The 23,134-nt window shown below is 66.2% G+C and carries 18 protein-coding genes; 9 read left to right on the top strand and 9 right to left on the bottom strand.

All coding sequences use genetic code 11. The features are described from left to right. Positions 1-12 precede the first annotated feature (12 nt). The 3 genes from rpoB to ACX9NE_RS23280 all read right to left on the bottom strand — a co-directional run bounded on the left by rpoB (position 13) and on the right by ACX9NE_RS23280 (position 6,713). The gene (gene rpoB, locus ACX9NE_RS23290; RefSeq protein WP_459363614.1) at positions 13-3,498 is read right to left on the bottom strand and encodes a DNA-directed RNA polymerase subunit beta; all 3,486 of its coding nucleotides are present in this window, start codon (positions 3,496-3,498) and stop codon (positions 13-15) included. Positions 3,499-4,075: 577 nt separating this feature from the next. Further along, on the bottom strand, positions 4,076-5,080 hold the full coding sequence (locus ACX9NE_RS23285; protein ID WP_459363613.1) for an ABC transporter ATP-binding protein: 1,005 nt from the start codon (positions 5,078-5,080) through the stop codon (positions 4,076-4,078). Between the two features lie 127 nt (positions 5,081-5,207). After that, positions 5,208-6,713, bottom strand: a complete 1,506-nt coding sequence (locus ACX9NE_RS23280; protein ID WP_459363612.1) for a carotenoid oxygenase family protein — start codon at positions 6,711-6,713, stop codon at positions 5,208-5,210. A gap of 71 nt (positions 6,714-6,784) precedes the next feature. Between ACX9NE_RS23280 and ACX9NE_RS23275 the strand changes: the two genes are divergently transcribed. Continuing rightward, positions 6,785-7,465 carry a TetR/AcrR family transcriptional regulator gene (locus ACX9NE_RS23275; RefSeq protein ID WP_459363611.1) on the top strand — a complete coding sequence of 227 codons (681 nt, stop codon included), beginning with the start codon at positions 6,785-6,787 and terminating at the stop codon, positions 7,463-7,465. A 65-nt stretch (positions 7,466-7,530) separates the two neighbouring features. Here ACX9NE_RS23275 and rplL read toward each other — a convergent pair whose 3' ends face one another. The 6 genes from rplL to ACX9NE_RS23245 all read right to left on the bottom strand — a co-directional run bounded on the left by rplL (position 7,531) and on the right by ACX9NE_RS23245 (position 15,546). Beyond that, on the bottom strand, positions 7,531-7,923 hold the full coding sequence (gene rplL, locus ACX9NE_RS23270) for a 50S ribosomal protein L7/L12 (protein WP_459363610.1): 393 nt from the start codon (positions 7,921-7,923) through the stop codon (positions 7,531-7,533). Between the two features lie 44 nt (positions 7,924-7,967). Then, a complete protein-coding gene (gene rplJ / locus ACX9NE_RS23265; RefSeq protein ID WP_459363609.1) occupies positions 7,968-8,534 on the bottom strand; it encodes a 50S ribosomal protein L10 in 567 nt (188 codons plus the stop codon). Between the two features lie 312 nt (positions 8,535-8,846). Beyond that, on the bottom strand, positions 8,847-9,779 hold the full coding sequence (locus ACX9NE_RS23260; RefSeq protein ID WP_459363608.1) for an ROK family protein: 933 nt from the start codon (positions 9,777-9,779) through the stop codon (positions 8,847-8,849). Next, complete coding sequence (locus ACX9NE_RS23255; RefSeq protein WP_459363607.1) at positions 9,779-10,396, bottom strand: DUF7158 domain-containing protein; 618 nt, start codon at positions 10,394-10,396, stop codon at positions 9,779-9,781. Before ACX9NE_RS23255 ends, ACX9NE_RS23260 begins: the two co-directional genes overlap by 1 nt. Next, entirely contained in the window at positions 10,393-14,577 is a 4,185-nt protein-coding gene (locus ACX9NE_RS23250; protein ID WP_459363606.1) for a glycoside hydrolase family 38 N-terminal domain-containing protein, read from the bottom strand. The genes ACX9NE_RS23255 and ACX9NE_RS23250 overlap by 4 nt, the downstream gene beginning before the upstream one ends. 9 nt (positions 14,578-14,586) lie before the next feature. After that, entirely contained in the window at positions 14,587-15,546 is a 960-nt protein-coding gene (locus tag ACX9NE_RS23245; protein WP_459363605.1) for a helix-turn-helix transcriptional regulator, read from the bottom strand. A gap of 63 nt (positions 15,547-15,609) precedes the next feature. Here ACX9NE_RS23245 and ACX9NE_RS23240 point away from each other — a divergent pair, with 63 nt between their 5' ends. The 8 genes from ACX9NE_RS23240 to ACX9NE_RS23205 all read left to right on the top strand — a co-directional run. Continuing rightward, complete coding sequence (locus ACX9NE_RS23240; RefSeq protein WP_459363604.1) at positions 15,610-16,131, top strand: DinB family protein; 522 nt, start codon at positions 15,610-15,612, stop codon at positions 16,129-16,131. Between the two features lie 2 nt (positions 16,132-16,133). Continuing rightward, the gene (locus ACX9NE_RS23235; protein WP_459363603.1) at positions 16,134-16,727 is read left to right on the top strand and encodes a DinB family protein; all 594 of its coding nucleotides are present in this window, start codon (positions 16,134-16,136) and stop codon (positions 16,725-16,727) included. 95 nt (positions 16,728-16,822) lie between these two features. Continuing rightward, positions 16,823-18,169, top strand: coding sequence for an ABC1 kinase family protein (locus tag ACX9NE_RS23230; protein ID WP_459363602.1), 1,347 nt, complete (start codon positions 16,823-16,825; stop codon positions 18,167-18,169). Between the two features lie 9 nt (positions 18,170-18,178). Next, positions 18,179-19,096 carry an alpha/beta fold hydrolase gene (locus ACX9NE_RS23225; protein WP_459363601.1) on the top strand — a complete coding sequence of 306 codons (918 nt, stop codon included), beginning with the start codon at positions 18,179-18,181 and terminating at the stop codon, positions 19,094-19,096. 81 nt (positions 19,097-19,177) lie between these two features. Beyond that, positions 19,178-20,038, top strand: a complete 861-nt coding sequence (locus tag ACX9NE_RS23220) for a cyclopropane mycolic acid synthase family methyltransferase (protein WP_459363600.1) — start codon at positions 19,178-19,180, stop codon at positions 20,036-20,038. Positions 20,039-20,201: 163 nt separating this feature from the next. After that, positions 20,202-21,065: a cyclopropane mycolic acid synthase MmaA2 gene (mmaA2, locus tag ACX9NE_RS23215; protein WP_459363599.1), complete on the top strand. Its 864-nt coding sequence runs from the start codon at positions 20,202-20,204 to the stop codon at positions 21,063-21,065. 145 nt (positions 21,066-21,210) lie between these two features. Beyond that, entirely contained in the window at positions 21,211-22,113 is a 903-nt protein-coding gene (locus ACX9NE_RS23210; protein ID WP_459363598.1) for a cyclopropane mycolic acid synthase family methyltransferase, read from the top strand. A gap of 130 nt (positions 22,114-22,243) precedes the next feature. After that, positions 22,244-23,134 (top strand): cyclopropane mycolic acid synthase family methyltransferase (locus ACX9NE_RS23205; protein ID WP_459363597.1); only part of this gene is annotated, 891 nt, incomplete at its 3' end.

The raw sequence follows: 23,134 nt of genomic DNA, 5'->3' as shown, positions 1-23,134 counted from the left end.
TTCGTAAGAAGATCAGGCAAGGTCCTCGACAGACGCGGATTCGTTGCGCGACAGGTTGATTCCCAGGTTGGCCGCGGCCCGCTCGAGGTCTTCGTCCTCGCCTTCGCGCAGCTCGATGGCCGCGCCGTCGGACGACAGCACCTCGACGTTGAGGCACAGCGACTGCAGCTCCTTGAGCAGCACCTTGAACGACTCCGGGATGCCCGGCTCGGGGATGTTTTCGCCCTTGACGATCGCCTCGTAGACCTTCACACGACCGACCGTGTCGTCGGACTTGATGGTCAACAGCTCCTGCAGCGTGTAGGCCGCGCCGTAGGCCTGCATGGCCCAGCACTCCATCTCACCGAACCGCTGGCCACCGAACTGCGCCTTACCGCCCAGCGGCTGCTGGGTGATCATCGAGTACGGCCCGGTGGAGCGGGCGTGGATCTTGTCGTCCACCAGGTGGTGCAGCTTCATGATGTACATGTAGCCAACCGTCACCGGGTACGGGAACGGCTCCCCGCTGCGCCCGTCGAACAGCACGGCCTTGCCGTCGCCATTCACCATCACATCGCCGTCGCGGTTGGGCAGCGTGCAGGACAGCAGGCCCTGCAGCTCCTCTTCCTTGGCGCCGTCGAACACCGGAGTGGAGACGATCTGGTTCGGCGCAGCGTGCCGCAGATCCTCCGGCAGATTGGCCGCCCAGTCCGGGGCACCCTCGATGTTCCAGCCGGCCTTGGCCACCCAGCCGAGGTGGGTCTCCAGGATCTGGCCGATGTTCATCCGTCGCGGCACACCGTGGGTGTTCAGGATGATGTCCACAGGAGTGCCGTCCGGCATGAACGGCATGTCCTCCACCGGCAGGATCTTGCCGATGACGCCCTTGTTCCCGTGACGTCCGGCCAGCTTGTCACCGTCGGAGATCTTGCGCTTCTGGGCGACGTAGACCCGGACCAGTTCGTTGACCCCGGCGGGCAGTTCGTCGTCGTCCTCGCGGGAGAACACCCGGATGCCGATGACCTTGCCGGACTCACCGTGCGGCACCTTCAGGGAGGTGTCGCGGACCTCGCGGGCCTTTTCGCCGAAGATGGCACGCAGCAGCCGCTCCTCCGGGGTCAGCTCGGTCTCGCCCTTCGGGGTGACCTTGCCGACCAGGATGTCGCCGTCGCGAACCTCCGCGCCGATGCGCACGATGCCCCGCTCGTCCAGGTCCGCCAGCACCTCGTCGGAGACGTTCGGGATGTCCCGGGTGATCTCCTCGGCGCCCAGCTTGGTGTCGCGGGCGTCGATTTCGTGCTCCTCGATGTGGATCGAGGTGAGCACGTCCTCTTCGACGAGGCGGTTGGACAGGATGATGGCGTCCTCGTAGTTGTGACCCTCCCACGGCATGACGGCCACCAGCAGGTTCTTGCCCAGGGCCATCTCACCGTTCTCGGTGCACGGGCCGTCGGCGATCACCTGGCCGGCTTCCACCCGGTCCCCGGCGTCCACGATCGGCGACTGGTTGGCGCAGGTGCCGTGGTTGGAGCGGGCGAACTTGCGCATCCGGTAGGTGCGCCGGGTGCCGGTGTCATGCATGACGGTGATGTAGTCCGCCGACACCTCCTCGATGACGCCGGCCTCTTCGGCCACGACGACATCGCCGGCGTCGATCGCCGCACGCAGCTCCATCCCGGTGCCCACCAGCGGTGCCTCGCTGCGCACCAGCGGAACCGCCTGGCGCTGCATGTTGGCACCCATCAGGGCACGGTTGGCGTCGTCGTGTTCGAGGAACGGAATCATCGCGGTGGCCACCGACACCATCTGGCGCGGTGAGACGTCCATGTAATCCACCTCGGACGACGGCACGTACTCGACCTCGCCCGCCTTCCGTCGGACCAGGACGCGCGGTTCGGCGAACCGTCCGTCACCGTCGATCGGCGAGTTGGCCTGCGCCACCACGTGGCGGTCCTCCTCGTCGGCGGTCAGGTAGTGGATCTCATCTGTGACAACTCCGCTGACGACGCGTCTATACGGCGTCTCGATGAAGCCGAACGGGTTGACCCGCGCGTACACCGACAGCGACCCGATCAGACCGATGTTCGGACCCTCCGGGGTCTCGATCGGGCACATCCGGCCGTAGTGCGACGGGTGGACGTCACGGACTTCCAGGCCCGCACGCTCACGGGACAGACCGCCCGGCCCCAGCGCCGACAGACGGCGCTTGTGGGTCAGACCCGACAGCGGGTTGTTCTGGTCCATGAACTGCGAGAGCTGGCTGGTGCCGAAGAACTCCTTGATCGCGGCGACGACCGGCCGGATGTTGATCAGGGTCTGCGGCGTGATCGCCTCGACGTCCTGAGTGGTCATCCGCTCGCGGACGACGCGCTCCATCCGGGACATGCCAACCCGGATCTGGTTCTGGATCAGCTCACCCACGGTGCGCAGGCGGCGGTTGCCGAAGTGGTCGATGTCGTCGGTCTCCACCGGCACCTCGGTGCCGCCCGGGACGGTCATCGTGTGCTGGCCTTCGTGCAGGCGGACCAGGTACTCGATGGTGGCGACGACGTCCTCTTCGGTCAGCGTCGAGCTGGTGATCGGATCGCCGACATGCAGGCCGAGCTTCTTGTTGACCTTGTATCGGCCCACCCGGGCCAGGTCGTAACGCTTCTCCTTGAAGAACAGGTTCTCCAGCAGGGTCTGCGCGGACTCCTTGGTCGGCGGTTCGCCCGGTCGTAGCTTGCGGTAGATGTCCAGCAGCGCCTCGTCGGTGCCGGCGGTGTTGTCCTTCTCCAAAGTCCCCATCATGATCTCGGAGAAGCCGAACCGCTCGTGAATCTGCTCGTTGGTCCAGCCGAGGGCCTTGAGCAGCACGGTGACGGGCTGGCGACGCTTGCGGTCGATACGGACACCGACGGTGTCGCGCTTGTCGACGTCGAACTCCAGCCAGGCGCCGCGACTGGGGATCACCTTGACGCTGTGCAGCGTCTTCTCGGTGGACTTGTCGATGGTCTCGTCGAAGTACACACCGGGCGAGCGGACCAGCTGGCTGACGACGACACGCTCGGTGCCGTTGATGATGAACGTGCCCTTCTCGGTCATCATCGGGAAGTCACCCATGAACACCGTCTGGCTCTTGATCTCACCGGTGTTGTTGTTGATGAACTCGGCAGTGACGAACAGCGGAGCCGCGTACGTCATGTCCTTGTCTTTGCACTCGTCGACCGGCGCCTTGACCTCGTCGAAGCGGGGGTCGGAGAACGACAGGGACATCGAGCCGGAGAAGTCCTCGATCGGCGACAGCTCGTCGAGTACCTCTTCGAGGCCGCCTTTGGGGCTGACGTCGCCGCGCTCCAATGCGCGCTCCCGCCAACCCTGCGAGCCGATCAGCCACTCGAAAGAATCGGTCTGAACGTCGAGCAGCCCCGGAACCTCAAGCGGTTCACGGAGCTTGGCAAAGGACACCCGGTTTGGAGCTCCAGGTACGGAGTTGTTTGAGCTCTGGCGGAAATCAGCCAAGATGCGTCCTTCCAGCACCTCGTGCGACGTACGAGAGCCCCGGTAGGAGCCGTGCGAGCCGGAGCGAGCTGGTGCCCACCAAGCCTGTTCGCCGCAGATAATTGTGTCGGTTCGGCTGGCGGACGAACTGTCCGGATCTCACGCACGCAACTAAATAGCTGAGCCGCGGTTAGGGGCTCAGGCTAAGACCACAGTGTCGTTAGCGGCCAAGAGGCGATTGTGAGGTGGGCAGGAAGTAGCCAGCGCAACGTCCAACGATAGCGCAGACGCGCGCATTCCTCAAATACCCACACCAATCAGCAGTCATATGCCGTCCTTTGACATAGCGGCGCTGGCTGGCGACCTCGAGTTGTCCGTGGACAGATACGACACATGCTGCCCAACAGATTGACCCGTTTGGGCTTCGTCGTCAAGAGGTGGGTACGGCAAGTTGTGGAGAAATTGTCGTTAAATCGTGTGACCGTCCCGTGTCTGACCGGCCCGATCGCACCGCAACACCATGTGTGGTAACGGCTGCCGAGAATGGTGCCGCAATCGAAATCCCACCGAGCGAAAAGTCAGCGCGGCACGGTTTCGGGGGCGCCTCGCGCCGGGATCAGAACTCGTGCGCCTGGTATTTGTGGGTGCCCTCGAGGTCATCGAGGATGGCCGCCTGGGCGTCCTTGGGCAGCGTGTGCAGCATCGCCCGGACCCGGGCCTGCCGACGGGCGACCGCTTTACGTTCCGGCATGCCGGGCGACGCGACGATCTGCGGCGGCACGCCCTCGATCTCCTCCACACCGCCGGCGTGCTGGCCGGCGTCGAGCGCGGCCTGCTCCTCGGCCATGGTGGCCTCGTCCTTCTCTTCGGACATACCGATCGGCCCGATACGGCGGCCGTTGAGGAACTGCCGCACGACCGGTTCGTCGCTGGTCAGCAGCACCTCTCGGGGCCCGAACATGACGAGGTGCTTGCGGAATAGCATGCCCATGTTGTCCGGGACGGTCCGGGCGATGTTGATGTTGTGCGTGACGATGAGGATGGTGGCGTCGATCTGGGCGTTGATGTCCATGATCAGCTGGCTGAGGTACGCGGTACGCACCGGGTCCAAACCCGAGTCGGGCTCGTCGCACAGGATGATCTGCGGGTCCAAAACCAGGGCGCGGGCCAGGCCGGCACGCTTGCGCATACCACCGGAGATCTCCCCGGGGAACTTCTTCTCGTCCCCGCCGAGACCCACCATGGTCAGCTTCTCCATGACGATGTCACGGATTTCTTTCTCTTTTTTCTTGGTGTGCTCGCGCAGCGGGAACGCGGTGTTGTCGTACAGGTTCATCGAACCGAACAGCGCGCCGTCCTGGAACAGCACGCCGAACAACGTCCGGATCTCGTACAGCTCCTTCGCTGAGCACTCGATGATGTCGGTGCCGTCGATGATGATCGATCCGCGCTCGGGTCGCAGCAGACCGATCAGGGACTTGAGAAAAACGGACTTGCCGGTACCGGACGGCCCCAGCAGAACGCTGACTTCCCCCGAAGGGATCTCGAGCGAGACGTCTTCCCAGATCCTCGAGGATCCGAAGGACTTCGTGAGTCCGTTGACCTCGATGCTGACGCCCATGGGAAGTCCTTCCGTCAACGCGAATTCGCCACAGGATCCGTGTGGCTTGAGTCACTGTAGCGCACGCCTGGTGCGCGACATCAGGGTCGCAAAGATAACAATCTGCGGGGCACCCTGCTCAGCCGCGTCATTGCGCGGGAGCCCAATTGCCGTGGAAGCCCATCGGCACCCGCTGCGGCAGATGCACCGTGGCCACCGATTGCAATGTCTGCGCATCCAGCAGCAACAGCTGCCCCTCGTCGCGGCCGCGGTGGTAGCCGTACCCCATCAAGATGCCGTTGTCTTCCGCCGATGCCGTCGGGTTGGGGACGAATGTCATCTCGCCGATTACCAGGTCGCGATCGAGCGCGGCGGCCTCGCTGGACCCGGTCGCGTAGTCATGCTTGTACAGGGCGGTCACCACCGGTGTTCCCTGCTCCTGGGCGAGATAGCCGTCATCGACGCCGACGGCGTAGCCGAACCGGTGCCGCGCGCCCGTGAGCGTCTCGTTGATCCGGGGAAACTCCTGCGGACGGTCGTCGCGACGTTCGGTGGACACCGATCCGGTGGCCAAATTGATGGTCCAGCGCTCCAGCATGGGTTGGGTGTCCCCGGGGCCCCGGCGGTCGCGGTCGAACATCCGCGCGTAACTCACCACGTCGAGCACCAGATATTCGGAGCCGTTGCGGATTTCGGAGTAGGCATTGAGCGGGTGATAGACGTAGCAGGGTTCGATGTCGAACCAACGCACGTCACGGTTGGAGCCTTCACGCGGCATCACCCCGATGCGCGCGGGATACGACGGGTTCCACGCATAGGGCATGCGGTCGGTCGGCTTGGGGTTGCTGTTCAGCCGGGCCGCGATCGGACTCGGTACCCGCACGCGCCCCACCAGCGACTGGATCACGAGTTGGGCCGGCAGGCCCAGCCAGCGCGGCAACTTGACGGGCAGCATCTGCCCCGGGTCGAACGTGACCGGCAGGTCGTAGATGACCACATATTTGTCGGTGAGCGAGAAGTCATGCATCATCGGCGATCCACCGACCTGGATGTCGACGGTGCGGCGGGCCCGTCCCCGGGTGTCGATCACCGAGTACTGCACGGTTCGCCCGCGGGCGAATGAGTAGGAGACGGCGTGCAGTTCGCCGGTGCGCGGGTCGCGGTGCGGATGGGCGGTGTAGCCGCCGTACAGCGTGCCGTCGAAGTCACAGGTCCCGACGGTGTCGAGTTCCTCGGTGAGCTCGTAGTTGGCGACGCCGCCCTCCACCAGGGCCAGCGTGCGCCCGGCATGTGCCAGCACGTTGGTGTTGGCGCCCAGCGCCAGCATGCCCGCCCGCGGGTCCAACCGGGAGGGAGCGGGCTCGCCGAGCTTGGCGGCCACCGTTGCGCTGCGCACCCAGCGGTTGCGGTACCAGCGGGCCTGCCCGTCGTGCAGCGCCACGCCGTGGACCATCCCGTCGCCGCTGAACCAGTGGTATGTGGCCGGATTCACCTCCGCCGCGGGGTTGGGACCGTTGCGCAGATAGCGGCCGTCCAGGTGCTCGGGGATCTTGCCGGTCACCTGCAGATCGGTGGCGGTGACTTCGGCCGTCACCGGCGCCAGAAAGTCCTCGAGGTAGGGGTTCCGGATATCGACCGTCTTCATCGCCGTCATGGCTGAGCTCCTATAACATTGTTATTTCAGCGTTATTGGAACCGTACGCCGCTGATGAGAGGATGGCAAGGATGACTTCCTCCCCGACTCAACGCACCGTCCGCGACGAGCTGCTGCGCGCCGCCGTGGGGCTACTCAACGACCATGGGCCCGACGCGCTGCAAACCCGCAAAGTGGCCGGCGCCGCGGGAACGTCGACGATGGCCGTCTACACCCATTTCGGCGGCATGCGCGAACTCATCGCCGCGGTCGCGGAAGAGGGGTTGCGGCACTTCGGTGCCGCGCTGGCCGTGCCGCAGACCGACGATCCGGTGGCTGACCTGATGGCCGTCGGCGCCGCCTACCGGCGTTACGCGATCGAACGGCCGCACATGTACCGGCTGATGTTCGGCAGCACCAGCGCGCACGGCATCAACGCGCCGGCCGGCAACGTTCTGACACTCACTCCCGACGAGATCGAACAGCAGGAATCCAGCTTCGCACATGTCGTGCGCGCGGTTCACCGGTCGATGCTGGCCGGCCGGATCACGGCATCCGCCGCAGACGACGACGCCGCCGTGGTGGCGACAGCCGCCCAGTTCTGGGCGTTGATCCACGGCTTCGTGATGCTGGAGCTGGCCGGGTTCTACGGCGACGACGGGTCGGCCCTGTTACCCGTGCTCGCCGGGATGACCACCAATCTACTTGTCGCGCTGGGCGATTCACCCGAATTGGTGCATCGGTCGCGGCAGGCGCTGGTCGCTGCCCGCTGAGTGCCGCCGGGCACGCAGCAGCCCCCGGTGCCCTAGCGCGGGCTCCGGGGGCTGGTGCGCAATGACTACTTGACGGTGACGCTGGCGCCGGCGGCCTCGAGCTTGCCCTTGGCCTCGTCGGCGGCTTCCTTGGAGACCTTCTCGAGCAGCGGCTTGGGAGCGCTGTCGACCAGGTCCTTGGCCTCCTTGAGACCCAGACCGGAGACGATCTCACGCACCACCTTGATGACGCCGATCTTCTTCTCACCGGCGGCCTCGAGGATCACGTCGAATTCCGACTGCTCCTCGGCGGCTTCGACCGGAGCACCGCCGCCGCCACCGCCGGCCGCCGCAACGGCGACCGGAGCGGCCGCGGTGACCTCGAAGGTCTCCTCGAACTTCTTGACGAAGTCCGACAGCTCCAGCAGGGTCATTTCCTTGAATGCGTCGAGCAGGTCGTCGCTGGAGATCTTTGCCATGGTGTTTCCTCCTGAGTTTCTTGAGTTTCTCGGGCTTGTGGGGGTTATTCGGCGGCTTCGGGAGTTGCCTCGGCGGCGGGTGCTTCGCCAGGGGCTTCCGTGCCCTTCTTCTCCTGCAGGGCAGCCAGCAGTCGGGCCATCTGCGACGCGGGTGCGTTGAACAGCCCGGCAGCCTTGGCGAGGTTGCCCTTCATCGCGCCGGCCAGCTTGGCCAGCAGCACCTCTCGCGATTCCAGGTCCGCGATGCGCTCGACTTCGGCGACGGTCAGCGGGTGACCGTCCATGTAGCCGCCCTTGATGACCAGCGCCTTGTGGTCCTTGGCGAACGTCTTGAGCGCCTTGGCCGCGTCGACCGGCTCACCGGTGACAAACGCGATCGCCGTCGGGCCGGCGAACAGATCGTCCAGGCCTTCGATGCCGGCCTCTGACGCCGCCCGCTTGATCAGGGTGTTCTTGGCCACCGCGTAGGTGGTCGAGGATCCCAGCGAACGGCGCAGCTCGGCCAGGTTGGCCACCGATAGACCGCGGTACTCGGTGATGACCGTCGCCGTCGAGGCCTTGAAGTGTTCTGTGATGTCTGCGACGGCGGTGGCCTTGTCAGCCCTGGCCATGCATGCCTCCTACACGTGTGGTGGCCACCGGAGGAACGACGAACGCCCCGGCGCAGGATGCGGCCGGGGCGTGAGATGCGCCGGCGCACGCGCCGGCAGTGATGCCTCGTCCTCCTGCGTGGGCCGCCGGGATGTTCCCGGACCTTCAACCGATTGCTCGGTGACCGACGGTCTTTGGTGGATCGGCCACCACAATAGCGTGGGTCCGCGCGATCAGCCAAAACGGTGCATGAGCGCGAGCTGCTGTCCGCCGAGCGTGAAAGCCACGACGCACCACCAGCGTGTCTCGTCGTGAAAGTCACACTCGGGGAGTTATTGCTCGCGCAGCCCGACCAGTCGCGCCGCGCCGATCAGTCCCGCGTCGCCGCCGAGCGCGGCGGGCATCACGCGCAGGCCGGCCAGGAAATCCAGTCGGGCATAGTCGGCCAGCGCCACGCGCAACGGGTCGAACAGCAGGCCGCCGGATCTGGCCACTCCCCCGCCGATGACGACCAGATCCAGGTCGCACACCGCGGCCACCGAGGCGATCATTGCGGCCAGCGCGCGGGTGCCCCGCGCGAACGCCTGCAACGCCACCGCGTCTCCGGCCGCCGCCGCCCGGGACAGTTCCCGGGCACCGGCGCCGGGCGGCGCGGACCAGCCGTTGGCCCGTGCCCAGCGCGTCATCGAGGGGCCCGACGCGATGGTCTCCACACACCCGCGGCCCCCGCACGCGCACGGCAACCCGTCCGGTTTGACCACCACGTGACCGACGTGACCGGCGTTGCCGGTGCGGCCGGTGTACGGCACGCCGTCGAGCACCAGGCCGCCGCCGACGCCGGTGGAGACCACCATGCCCAGCAGGAAGCCCGCGCCGCGGCCGGCACCGATCCAGTGCTCGCCGAGTGCCATGCAGACTCCGTCGCCGCCCAGGCGAACCGGCACGCCCGGCACCGCGGCCGCCACCCGCTCGCGCAGCGGGAACCCGCGCCAGGCCTTGATGTTGACCGGACTCACGCTGCCGGTGGCGAGGTCGACGGGTCCGGCCGAAGCGATCCCGACCGCCGCCACCGTCCCACCGGCGGCGTGCAACGCGTCGGCGATCATCGCCGCGACGGCATCCCATACCTGTTCAGGCCCAGCGCCGGCCGGTGTGGGACAGGTGGCGTTGTAGACCAGCGTGCGGGTCGGGTCGGCGAGGGCGCCCGGGTCGGCGAGCCCGGCGGCGATCTTGGTGCCGCCGATGTCGAGGCAGAGGGTGACCATCAGTGCCGGTGGGTGTTGTCGGGCTGACGCGGGTCGCCAGGATGCTCGTAGCCGGGTGCCAGGTGTACCAGTGCGGCGCGGCGGGCGTCGAGCCAGACCCGAAATGATCGCCGGCGCGCGGCCCCCAGCAGATGCTGAGAAATGGCGGATCGCACCTCTTCCAGCGGTGGCGCGGCGTCCGGGGGGACGCGCCAACCGTCGCTTCCGGCGCGCGATCGCGCGAACCGCAGCGGGTTGCGGGCGTGATAGGCCGCCACCTGGCCGGCGCTGACCTCGACACCGGCGGTGACCTCCGCGAACAGCGCGCGTGCCGGTGGTTGCGCCAGTGCCGCCGCCGCGATGCTGCCGATCTCGAGCCGGGCGGTCACATCGGGCAACAATTCGTCCTCGGCAGGGGCGCCGGCGCCATCGAGGCCGCGATCGGCCGCCTCAGCGACAATCACCCGCTCGGTGACGAGCAGTTGCGTCAGCCAGCGCCGCAGCTGGCGGCCCTCACTGGTGTCCGGTGCGGGCAACGCGTTCGCCTGCGGACCGCCGCGCAGCCGGACTTCGCGTGCGTCGACGTCGACGACGGCGACCGGGATGCCGGCAACGGTCGCTACAGATCGAGAACTCATGTCACCGTCACCTTCACCGCCGGGGAATAGATCAGCCGGCCCGCGCAGCCGACCCGTACCAGCGCCCACCACTGCCCCGGGTCGAGCCAGGGCGGCGGGCTGACATCGAAGACGAGTTCAACGGTGCCCCGCGCGAGCAGGTCGGCACCCAGGGCGGCCGGGCGCATCCAGTCCCACGTCCCCCAGGGGCTGATCAGATGCGCTTCGAGGGCGAGGTCGGCACCGGCACGGCTACCGATGGTCATCGACAGGCGCGTCGCTGCCCCGGCGGTCAGCTCGACGTCGGCGGGACCATCGACGAGGTACACGAAGTCACCGGCGTCGGCGCCGACGTCCACGAACGCGACGTCCTCGACCACCTGACGCCACGCGGCCGGCACGTCCGGGTCGGTGACCCGCAGCTGGGCCCGCACCGGATACCGCCCGGTCGGCGCGTGGCCCGGTATCCCCACGACGACGTCGGTTTCCAGGTGCGCTCCGGGCACCAGCGCGAAGGGCAGCTCCACCGGGCCGACCGACCAGCCCGGCGGGCACACCACGTCAACAGTGCCGCCGAGTGCGGTGTCGGTGCAGTCGCTGGCGATTGTCAGCCGCAACGTCACCTCACGAAGGTCCACGCCGGTGTCGACACTCACCTGCCGGGGATGCAGGTGGGCGACCGCCGGCAACCCGCCCAGCGGGGCGGGACCGCGATTGTGCAGCCAGTAGCGTGAATAGAGCGGCTGGGCCGGTTCGGCATGCGGCGCCAACGCGATCGGGTCGACCGGGAGTGCGGCGACATCGAGGCGGGCCAGCACGGTAGCCACCTGATAACCGTGCAGGTCGATGAGGCGCTTACGACGTTCGGGTTTTTCCAGCAGGTCTGCCTGCGCGAGGGCACGCAGCGCGCCCAGATCAGAACCGAGCACGACCCGCGCGGCGGCACCGGAGGTCTCAACCAGTCGCAGCGCGACCTCACCCGGCGCGACGGGTTTGGCGCTGCCCGCGGTCAGCGGGTTGCCGGCGGCCTTCAGCGCACCCACCCGCACGGCCTCTGCCGGCTCGACGTGCAGCAGCGAGCCGGCGGCCGGCAGCGCGCCGTGTTGCTGCTGCGCAGTGATCGCATGCAGCGGATTGCAGAACTGCTCGCTGCGGGCCGGCAGCCCAGTCTGCCGCCAGTCGCCGTCACCACAGATCAACGCGTAGTCGAAGTGGTGGGTCCAGTGCTGGAGCTGGAAGTTCGAGCCGTCGGGCGCGGTGCGCCTGGGTTCGTCGATCCAGGTTCCCGAGGGCCATCCGGTGCAGGACCGCATCAGCGCCGTGTGCAGCGTGCCGTCGATTTCGACGGCGAAGCTCGGCACGCCGCGGTTGAGCAACGCGACCGTGTGGGGCGCAAAGGGTTCGGTTCGAGGAGGCGGCTGCTGGTCGACGACGATCTCGGCGTCGCCGAGGTCTGTGACGACCGCAGCGATCGCGGCGGCGAGCTTCCTCGGGCCGTTGCCGTCGAGGATCAGCACCGGCAGCGCGTCTGCGGCCCGCAGGTCGGCACCGGGCACCCAGACGGCCGCCAGCGGTGTGGCGGCCGGCACCCACACCCGGGCCCGGCCGGTCTTCGCCAGCTGCCGCTGCAATTCAGCGGTGTAGGCCGGGTCGGCCGCGGACAGCACCGCTTCGGTGAACGCGTTGCGCGACGGCCCACCCAACGCGATACGTACGTCGGGCAGGTTGGAGTCGACGTCGAGGTTGCCGTAACGCGGCTTGTCGGCACCACTGCAGGTCGCCGTCACCCCGGCGCGTACCAGCGCGACCATCAGCTCGCGGGCCATCGGCCCCGCCGCCGACTCGGAGGGAGCTACCACTTCGGCAACCGAGATCGCCCGGGTGGCGGAACCGATGCGTACCCGCGCCGCCGAGGACAACCCGAACCAGCCGTAGGCCGGGTTATCCAGCGTCCACAGGTGCTCGCCGGTGTCGACCGACCGATCACCGTCATGCAGCAACGCGAAGCCGCGCCCAACGACGGCGTCCCCGACCTCGCTGACCGGCATGGCGCCGGCTACCGGACACGGCCAGCGCAGCCGCACCAACCGGTCTTCGCCCGCGAAATCGTCGATGGTGGTGCGGCAGTCGACCCTGTCCACCTCGCGCCACAACGTCAGCGTCTGCGTGTAGCGCAGCAGTTCGCCGATGCGGCCGCGCACGACCACGCGCTCACCCAGCGGCCCGCGGTAGGCCTGCACGCTTGCCGGCGATTCCGAACTGCACACCACCGGACCGCGGGGCAGCAGATGCCAGGGGCCCTCTCCCTGGGTCGGGTGGGACGCATATTCCTCGTAGACCGCGAGCTCGTTGCCCACCCGGCCCGGTGCTATCGCCTCCCGGCCGCCGTGAAGCAGCGACGCCACCGCTCCGCCGCGGCGTGGGTCGACGGTGAGCCGGTAGTACTCGTTGGCGATCCGCGTCCCGCCGACCGGCTGCCATCCCGTGACGTGGTCGGCGGGCACCAGACGGTAGGTCCGCCAGCCCAGTGACGGCACGCCGCGGGCCAGCCAGGTCACCGACCGGCCGTCGTGTTCGATGTGCGCCGGTAGTTCAGTGCCGTCGCAGTCCAGCACTCGCATGCCCGCGCCCGGCGCCCGGCTCAACTGCGCGGTGACGATATCGCTGCGCCGCGCGGTGACGGGGTTCCACACCACCACGGAGTCACCCGTATCGGCGACCAGACCGGACAGCAGCTGTAACGCGTTGTCGCGGCAGGTGCGGCCCAGCTCCCACGCGTCTCGCCAGCCCGTCAGCAGATCGAGGTACACCTGATCGGACTCCGAGCCGGTGATCGCGTCGTGATGCGCGCCGTAGGCCAGCTGCACCCAAGCCTTGGCCAAGGCGGCCTGCGGGTACCGCGCCCCGGTCAGAACCCCTGCGAACACCGCGAAACGCTCGGCATCGAGCACCGCGTTCTCGGCGGCCCGGTTGGCCTGCTTGGTGTCGATGTAGGACACGTCCTTGCCGGTGTAGATCGGGTTCATGTCGCGGGTCTGCGGCGAGGCTGACGCGCCACGTTCGTCGAGTTCGGCGCGCACCGCGGCGAAGAACTCCCGCGGCAGGCCGCATACGAACCGCGGCCAGATGTAGCGCGACGCCCAGTCGCGATGAATCTCGGTCACCCACTTGTTCGGCGGGGTGTAGTCCGTGCCGACCGGAAGCAGCACATTGCGGGTCAGCGCCACCTTCTTCAGCTGATCGAACAGGGCATAGGTAGCTTGCTCGGCCTCGGCCAGCGTGGTCGACGAGTCCATCCACCAGCCGGCCGAATAGTGCGCAGGCATGTAGTGAGTGAGCAGGCCTCGCCCCGACGGCGCGATCCACTCGAACTCGCTGGAAAACTGCATCCGGTCTAACCCACTAGGTTGGTCACCGCCTGACGCCGGACCCCACTGATGGTGCGGTCCACGCGCCCAGGAACTTGATGTCAAACCGGCGTCGGCGGCCATACCGGGAAATTGCGGGTCATGCCCGAAGACGTCGAGCTGCCAGGCGGTCGCCGGATCGGCGCCCAGCACATCGCGTTGAAAGCCGACGCCGTGCACCAGGTTTCGGATCGTCGTCTCGGGTCCGGTGAGGTTGGTGTTGGGTTCGTTGTAGGTGCCACCCATCACCTCGACCCGGCCCTGCGCCAGCAACCGGCGCAGATCGGCGCGGTCCTCCGGGCGCGTATCCCAGTACGGCTTGAGGTAATCGACCTCGGCAAGCACGAATTTGTACTCCGGCTCGCGGCGCGCCATTTCCAGGTGGGCGTGCACCAATTCGAAGCCGTTGGTCTGACGGGCGCGCCCTGGCGGTTCTTCGTGCCACTCGCTGGTGTAGGCGGCCTGGGTGTTCCACCAGACCGGGTCGTAGTGGAAGTGGCTGACCATGAACATCGTCCAGCCGGGTTCGGCCACCACGAAATCGAAGGCCAGGCCGCTTCCATCGGCCCGCACGCGCGCAGGACGCCGATCGCCGACGTCGGCCCCGTCGACAGTGACCGGCACCTCGACCACCACTTGACCGGCCGGGACAATCACCTCACCGCCCAGACCGTCACCGTCCACGCGCACTGTCGTTGGCGCGGCGCACCCGGCGACATCGACGCGAACCACTTGCAGCGGCCGGTCCGGCGAGCCGACGAACAGCTCGGTCGATGCCGCCGAAACCAGTTGCATGACCGCACCTTACGGGGCGCCACCCGCCTGATGAAGACGTTTACCCACCGCACGCGCCGCCGCCCGCACCTCGGCCGGCTCCAGTACCTCGAACTCCGCGCCCACCATCGCGAAGTGCAACACCATCCGCTGCGGATCGTCGCCCCCTGCCGTCACCACACACGCCTTATCCCCGTCGGGTTCGACGGTCATCGACTGCGGCGAGAAGTGACGCGCGACCACTGACGCGGGCAGCGAGTAACGCACCCTGGCCACATAACGGTACGGGGCCGCGCTGATCGAGCGCCGTACGTAGTCGCCGGCATCCGGTGCCGGCCGCCGCACGAAGGTGCTGCCGGACGCCTGCACCGCGCTCATCCGATCCAGGCGCAGCGTGCGCCAGTCGTTGCGGTCGCGGTCGTGGGCGAGCAGATACCACCGGCGGCCGGTAGTCACCAGCTGATAGGGCTCCAGGCGACGCCGGCTGCAAGCACCGTCTCGCGCGGTGTACTCGGCCGTGACGTGCTCATGATCTCGGCACGCGCGGGCCAGCGTCATCAACGTGTCGGGGTCCACCGGAGAGTCCACCGCGTCGGGCGTCAGCGTGACGGTCGCCTCGTGCAGCGCGGTGACCTGGGAGCGCAGCCGGGCGGGCAGCACCTGGTCCAGCTTGCTGAGCGCCCGCAACGCGGATTCGCCGACGCCGGCCACGCTGCCGCCGGCGGCGAGCCGCAGACACACCGCCACGGCGACCGCCTCGTCGGGGTCGAGCAGCAGCGGCGGCAACGCCGCGCCGGCGCCGAGCCGGTAGCCACCACCGGTGCCCTTGCTCGCTTCCACCGGATAACCCAGCTCGCGCAGTCGCTCGACGTCGCGCCGCACACTGCGGGCGGTCACCGACATCTGCCGGGCCAGCTCCTGCCCGGTCCACACCCGCCGCGACTGCAGCAGCCCCAGCAGCTGCAGCACCCGGCTCGTCGTCGCCGACATGCAGAAGAGTCTGCCCCACCTTGAGGACCGAAACTGTCCGCTATTGCTGGAAAGCTCGCAGTCATGGCGAACCTCACCACCCAACTGGCCGACCAGCTCGACTGGCACTGGAACAAGCAGCTGCGCCCGCGCCTGGACGGGCTGACCGACGGCGAATACTTCTGGCAGCCGGTGCCCGACTGCTGGACCGTGCATCCGGACGGTTCGGTGGATTTCGCTTATCCGAGCCCCAGCCCGACGCCGTTCACCACGATCGCGTGGCGACTCGCCCACGTCATCGTCGGCGTGTTCGCCATGCGCAATCACCACCACTTCGGCGCCCCGCCCGCCGACTACCAGAGTTGGCACTACGCCACCGACGCCGCGACGGCGCTCCGGCAACTCGATGAGGAGTATGCAGCGTGGATCACCGGTGTGCGGTCGCTGTCCGCCACGGACCTGGACCGTCCGTGCGGTCCCGCGGAAGGGCCCTACGCCGAGTACGCGCTGAGCGAGCTGATCCTGCACATCAATCGGGAAGCAATCCATCACGGTGCCGAAATAGCTTGCCTGCGAGACCTTTACCTGCACACCCGAAAGGATTGACAATGCCTGCCCTTGCCCCTCCGGTCACCGACGAACGCAATGCCCTACGCGAGTTCCTCGCATACCACCAGAGCGCGTATTTCGCGGTGTCCCATGGCCTCACCGACGAGCAGGCACGGTCGACGCCGTCGGCCGGCGCGCTGTCGGTCGGCGGACTGATCAAGCATGTGACCGGCATGCAGCGGATGTGGATGGCGCGAGTGGCGTCCGCCCCGGATGTTCCGCCGAAGGACCCGCGCTCGTTCGACGAACGGTCCGCGGAGTACGCCGATGAATTCGTGATGCTGCCCGGCGAAACTCTGGCCGGGTTGCTCGAGGCGTTCGCAGCGCAGAACGCCCAAACCCTGCGACTGGCCGACGCCGCCGACCTCGAGGCTGCTGTCCCGGTCCCGCAGGACGCGCCGTGGTTTCCCAAAGATGTCCCGGCGTGGTCGGTGCGGTGGGTGCTCTTGCATGTGATCAACGAACTGGCCCGGCACGCGGGCCACGCCGACATCGTGCGGGAGAGTATCGACGGGGCGACCATGTACGAACTGATCGCCGCTCTGGAAAATTGGCCGCCGCAGCCGTGGCTGATGCCCTGGCGGCCCAAATAAACCGCACCGCATTCACCGCCGGACGCGTATTTCAGACGCGTGAGGGGGCTCACGCAAATTGGGAATTGGCTGACCCGATTTGGCACACTGCAGAAATGAGTACCACCAAACACCGCGACGTGGCCAAGCTCGATCGGGTGCCGCTACCGGTCGAAGCGGCCCGGGCGGCTGCCACCGGCTGGCAGCTCACCCGCACCGCCGCTCGGGTGGCCGGCAAGCTTCCAGGCAAAGGGTTCGCCTCTTCCTGGCAACAGAAAGTCATCAAGGAGATCCCGCAGACCTTCGCCGACCTGGGTCCCACATACGTCAAGTTCGGACAGATCATCGCGTCGAGTCCCGGCGCATTCGGCGAATCGCTGTCGCGCGAATTCCGCGGCCTGCTGGACAGGGTGCCGCCCGCCGACACCGACGAAGTGCACAAACTCCTGATCGAGGAACTCGGCGACGAACCGTCGAACCTGTTCGCGAAATTCGAGGAAACACCGTTTGCCTCGGCATCGATCGCGCAGGTGCATTACGCGACACTGAAAACCGGCGAAGACGTCGTCGTCAAGATTCAGCGTCCGGGAATTCGGCGCCGGGTCGCGGCCGACCTGCAGATCTTGAAGCGCTTCGCCCAGGCCGTCGAACTGGCCAAGCTGGGTCGCAGGCTCTCCGCGCAAGACGTGGTCGCCGACTTCTCCGACAACCTGGCCGAAGAGCTCGACTTCCGGCTCGAGGCACAGTCGATGGATGCCTGGGTCTCCCACCTGCACGCGTCGCCGTTGGGCAAGAACATCCGCGTGCCGCAGGTGCACTGGAACTTCACCAGCGAGCGGGTGTTGACGATGGAGCGGGTGCAGGGCATCCGCATCGACAACGTCGCCGCGATCCGCAAGGCCGGATTCGACGGCACTGAGCTGGTGAAGGCGCTGCTGTTCAGCCTCTTCGAGGGTGGGTTGCGGCACGGGCTGTTCCACGGCGATCTGCATGCCGGCAACCTCTATGTCGACGACGAGGGCCGCATCGTGTTCTTCGACTTCGGGATCATGGGCCGCATCGATCCACGCACCCGCTGGCTGCTGCGGGAACTGGTGTACGCCCTGCTGGTCAAAAAGGACCACGCCGCCGCCGGCAAGATCGTGGTGCTGATGGGGGCCGTCGGCACCATGAAGCCCGAGGCGGAAGCCGCCAAGGACCTGGAGAAGTTCGCCACCCCGCTGACCATGCAATCGCTGGGCGATATGTCGTATGCCGACATCGGCCGCCAGCTGTCGGCCCTTGCCGACGCCTACGACGTCAAGCTGCCCCGCGAGCTGGTGCTGATCGGCAAGCAGTTTCTCTACGTCGAGCGGTATATGAAGCTGCTGGCGCCCAAGTGGCAGATGATGTCCGACCCGCAGCTGACGGGCTACTTCGCCAACTTTATGGTCGAGGTCAGTCGCGAGCATCAATCGAACTAGGGAAGTCGCGTGGAAGTTCGCAGTGGCACCGCGGTTGCGGGCGATGTCAAGCTCTACTACGAGGACATGGGCGACCCCGACCATCCGCCCGTGCTGCTCATCATGGGTCTGGGCGCGCAGATGTTGCTGTGGCGCACCGAGTTCTGCGAGCAGCTGGTCCGCCAGGGGTTGCGTGTCGTCCGTTACGACAACCGCGACGTCGGGTTGTCCAGCAAAACCGAGCGCCATCCCGCCCCGCAGCCGCTGGCAATGAGGATGGCACGGTCATTCCTGGGCCTGCCCAGCCGCGCCGCCTACCGGCTCGAGGACATGGCCGATGATGCGGCGGCCCTGCTGGATCACCTTGGCATCGAGGGCGCACACATCGTGGGGGCGTCGATGGGCGGCATGATCGCTCAGGTCTTCGCGGCGCAATTCGCGGAGCGCACCCGAACCCTTGCGGTGATCTTCTCGAGCAATAATCACCGGTTCCTCCCCCCGCCGGCACCGCGCGCCCTGCTCTCGCTGATCAAGGGGCCGCCGCCCAGCTCGCCACGCGAGCTGATCATCAACAACTCGGTCCGGGTGAGCAAGATCATCGGCAGCCCGCAGTACCCGACGCCCGAGGAACAGTTGCGCGCGGAGGCGGCCGAAGCGTACGACCGCAGCTATCACCCATGGGGCATTTCCCAGCAATTCAGCGCCATCATGGGCAGCGGCAGCCTGCAGCACTACAACCGGCGTATCACCGCCCCGACCGTGGTGATCCACGGGCGGGCGGATAAACTAATGCGCCCGTTCGGCGGCCGCGCTGTCGCGAAGGCAATTGACGGTGCCCGATTGGTGTTGGTCGACGGCATGGGTCATGATCTGCCCAAGCAGTTGTGGAGTCGCGTCATTGATGAGCTGACTAGCAACTTCGCTGCCGCCGAGTCAACCAATAGCTGACGGCTCCCGGACGTCCCGTCCGGGGGTGTCACGCAAATACGAGAAACGAGACGCTACGGTGTCCGCTGGAGGTGGTCCCAAATGGCCGAACTGAGACCGTATTACGAAGAGTCCCAAGCGACGTACGACATTTCCGACGACTTCTTCGCACTGTTTCTGGACCCCAACATGGTGTACACGTGCGCCTACTTCGAGCGTGACGACATGACCCTCGAAGAGGCACAGCTCGCGAAGTTGGATCTGGCGCTGAACAAGCTGAACCTCGAGCCGGGCATGACGCTGCTCGACATCGGGTGCGGGTGGGGCGGCGCCGTGGTGCGGGCGGTCGAGAAGTATGACGTCAATGTCATCGGCATCACCCTGAGCCGGAATCATTACCTGCGCAGCAAAGCCCGGCTCGCCGCGATCCCCACCGAGCGACGCGCCGAGGCGCGGCTACAGGGCTGGGAAGAATTCACCGAGAAGGTCGACCGGATCGTCAGCTTCGAAGCCTTCGACGCCTTCAAGAAGGAGCGCTGGCCCGCGTTTTTCGATCGCGCCTACGAAATCCTGCCTGACGACGGCTCGATGCTGTTGCACAGCATCTTCACCCACGAGCAGACGTACTGGCGCGACCACGGCATCACGGTGACGATGAGCGATCTGCGTTTCTTCCGCTTTCTGGCGACCGAGATCTTCCCCGGCGGCGGCATGTGCGGTGAAGTCGACATCATCGATAACGCCAAGAACAGCGGCTTCTCGGTCGGTGAAATTCAGTACCTGCAGCCGCATTACGCGCGCACTCTGGATATGTGGGCGGCGAATTTGGAAGCCAATCGCGAGCAGGCGATCGCCGTCCAGTCGCAAGAGGTCTACGACCGTTTCATGCGGTATCTGACCGGCTGCGCGAACCTGTTCCGAAAGGGTCTGTCCAACGTCGCCCAATACACCCTGACGAAGTAGCGACGCCCCGAATCGCAGCGTTCGCGCAACACCCTGAACAGGTCAGACGCGGTCGCGGTTTAGTAATGCAGCGCCGCGTCGGATAACATGCCTCAGGCATGCAAGGGGGGATGCGACGACGCGTGCGACCGTGGGCCTTTCAGGGTCCGGAAAGGCACTAAACATGGCTCAGAAGCTGACGCCGCACTTTGACGATGTGCAGGCACACTACGACTTGTCCGACGACTTTTTCCGATTGTTTCTGGATCCGACCCAGACGTATAGCTGCGCCTATTTCGAGCGCGACGACATGACGCTGGAAGAGGCCCAGATCGCCAAGATCGATCTGGCGCTGGGCAAGCTGGGCCTGCAACCCGGCATGACGCTGCTCGACGTCGGGTGCGGGTGGGGTGCCACCATGCGCCGCGCCATCGAAAAGTACGACGTCAACGTCATCGGCCTGACCCTGTCCAAGAACCAGGCCGCGCATGTGCAGAAGACGTTCGACGAGATGGACACCGAACGGAGCAGGCGGGTTCTGCTCGAAGGCTGGGAACAGTTCAACGAACCCGTGGATCGCATCGTGTCGATCGGTGCTTTCGAGCACTTCGGCCATGAGCGTTACGACGACTTCTTCGCGCTGGCGTACAAGCTACTGCCGGCCGACGGCGTAATGCTGCTGCACACCATCACCGCGCTGACCGGAACCCAGATGGCCGAACGCGGCATGCCGCTGACCTTCGAGGGGGCCCGCTTCGCCAAATTCATCATGACCGAGATCTTCCCCGGCGGCCGGTTGCCGTCGATCGAGATGGTTGGCGAGCACTCCGCGAAATCCGGGTTCAAGCTGACCCGTCGCCAATCGCTGCAAAAGCACTACGCCCGGACCCTCGACATCTGGGCCGCGGCGCTGGAGTCACGCCGGGATGAGGCCATCGAGATCCAGTCCGAAGAGGTCTACGAGCGCTACATGAAGTACCTGACCGGTTGCGCGAACTCGTTCCGCGTCGGCTACATCGACGTCAATCAGTTCACACTGGAGAAATAGCGGGGAGGCAACCATAGTGGGGTTCGGGGTCGCGTCCAAAATAATCCCGCCATCAGCGATTTCAATGCGGGCGATGCGTCCCCGCACGTGTAGGGTGCCGGGATGATCACCTCGCGGGGGCGGGCCTGTCCGATGGGGAGGACTAATGTCTAACAACCTGACTCGTGTGTCTAACGACCTGACTCGTGCCAGGAGCAGGCGAGAGAACAACGACGACGTCCAGGCGCACTACGACATCTCTAACGAGTTTTTCGAGCTGTTCACCGATCCGACCCGGACCTACAGTTGCGCCTACTTCGAACGCGACGACATGACCCTGGAAGAAGCCCAGAACGCCAAGCTCGATCTTGCGCTGGGAAAGCTGGGACTCGAGCCGGGGATGACCCTGCTGGATGTGGGCTGCGGCTGGGGCTCGACGATGAAGCGCGCCCTCGAGAAGTACGACGTGAACGTCATCGGACTGACGCTGTCGAAGAATCAGCACTCGTATTGCGAGGAACTGCTCGCCGGGGTGGACACCGCCCGTTCACACCGGGTCCTGCTGAGCGACTGGGCCGAGTTTTCCGAGCCGGTGGACCGGATCGTCACCATTGAAGCCCTGGAGCACTTCGGCTTCCAGCGCTACGACGACTTCTTCAGGTTCGTCTACGACGCGCTGCCGCCGGACGGCGTCATGCTGCTGCACTCGATCACCGGGTTGACCGGGGGGCAGATCGTCGAGCGGGGCATGCCGGTGACGTTCGAGATGGCGCGGTTCATCAAGTTCATCGTTACCGACATCTTCCCGGGTGGTCGTTTGCCGTCGATCGAGAAGGTGCACGAGCACGCGACCAAGGCCGGTTTCACCGTGAGCCATGTCGAGTCGCTGCAGCTGCACTTCGCACGAACCCTCGACCTTTGGGCCGAAGCACTCTCGGCACACAAGGAAGAGGCCATCGAGATTCAGTCCGAAGAGATCTACGAGCGCTACATGAAGTATCTGACCGGCTGCGCCGAGTCCTTCCGGATCGGCTACATCGACTGCCACCACTTCACATTGCAGAAGTAGACCTCCGCGGGCTTGCGGAGCACGCCGAGCCGGTAGCCGGTACCGCCGGATCGGGTAGTGTTGCACGTCAGAGGTCTAGGCCCGCACGGACGACCAGCTAGTGCCACATATCCAGGAGAACCCCACAGCAATGGCCGAGAAACGCACCGGTGCCCTGACGAAACCGACCCAGTACGACGATATCCAGGCGCACTACGATGTCTCCGATGACTTCTTCGCGTTGTTTCAGGATCCCACTCGGACCTACAGCTGCGCATACTTCGAGCCGCCGGACATCTCGCTCGAGGAAGCCCAGATCGCCAAGGTAGATCTGAACCTGGACAAGTTGGACCTCAAGCCGGGCATGACGCTGCTGGACGTCGGCTGCGGCTGGGGCACCACCATGAAGCGCGCCGTGGAGAAGTACGACGTCAACGTCGTCGGCCTGACCCTGTCCAAGAATCAGCACGCCCGCTCTGCGCAGGTGCTCGACGCGATCGACACCGACCGCTCCCGCCGGGTGCTTCTGCACGGCTGGGAGGACTTCGACGAGCCGGTCGACCGGATCGTGTCCATCGAAGCCTTCGAGCACTTCGGACACGAGAACTACGACGACTTCTTCAAGCGGTGTTTCAACATCATGCCTGAGGACGGCCGGATGACCGTCCAGAGCAGCGTCAGCTACCACCCCTATGACATGGCGGCGCGGGGTAAGCGGATCACGTTCGACACGGTCCGCTTCATCAAGTTCATCGTGACCGAGATCTTCCCGGGCGGCCGGCTGCCGTCCACCGAAATGATGATCGAGCACGGCGAAAAGGCCGGCTTCGTTGTCCCCGAAGCCCTTTCGCTGCGGCCGCATTACATCAAGACGCTGCACATCTGGGGCGACACGTTGGAGTCCAACCGGGAGAAGGCGATCGAGGTGACCTCGGTAGAGGTCTACGAGCGTTATATGAAGTACCTGCGAGGTTGCGAGCACTACTTTGACGACGAGATGCTCGACGTCAGCCTGGTGACCTATCTCAAGCCGGGCGCGGCC

The sequence above is a fragment of the Mycobacterium sp. ML4 genome (assembly GCF_054515735.1).
The sequence above is the reverse complement of the archived record's forward strand: the minus strand, read 5'-3'. Positions and strand labels throughout refer to the sequence as shown.